This window comes from Klebsiella sp. HN106, assembly GCF_051209435.1.
Classification (GTDB): domain Bacteria; phylum Pseudomonadota; class Gammaproteobacteria; order Enterobacterales; family Enterobacteriaceae; genus Klebsiella; species Klebsiella oxytoca.
This window is the reverse complement of the sequence record NZ_JBLURD010000159.1, coordinates 1-345: the sequence shown is the minus strand read 5'-3', so window position 1 is coordinate 345 and position 345 is coordinate 1. Positions and strand designations below refer to the sequence as shown.

1 protein-coding gene is annotated in these 345 nt (G+C 63.5%); it reads left to right on the top strand.

What is annotated here, in order from left to right; genetic code table 11:
• Positions 1–345: winged helix-turn-helix domain-containing protein (locus ACSIPU_RS30765; RefSeq protein WP_435322500.1), on the top strand; the 345-nt coding region annotated here is incomplete at both ends.

The following is a 345-nucleotide window of genomic DNA, read 5'->3' as shown; positions in this document are numbered from 1 at the left end:
GAGCATCGGGTGAAGGGGCTGGAGCTGGGCGCTGACGACTATCTGGTAAAACCGTTCGCCTTTGCGGAGCTGCTGGCGCGGGTGCGTACTCTGCTGCGCCGCGGGGCGGCGGTCATCGTCGAAAGCCAGTTTCAGGCGGCCGATCTCAGCGTCGATTTGGTCAGCCGCAAGGTGACGCGCGGCGCCACCCGCATCACCCTGACCAGTAAGGAATTCACGCTGCTGGAGTTCTTCCTGCGTCATCAGGGCGAGGTGCTGCCGCGGTCGTTAAGTGCCTCGCAGGTGTGGGATATGAACTTCGACAGCGACACTAACGCCATTGACGTGGCGGTGAAGCGGCTGCGC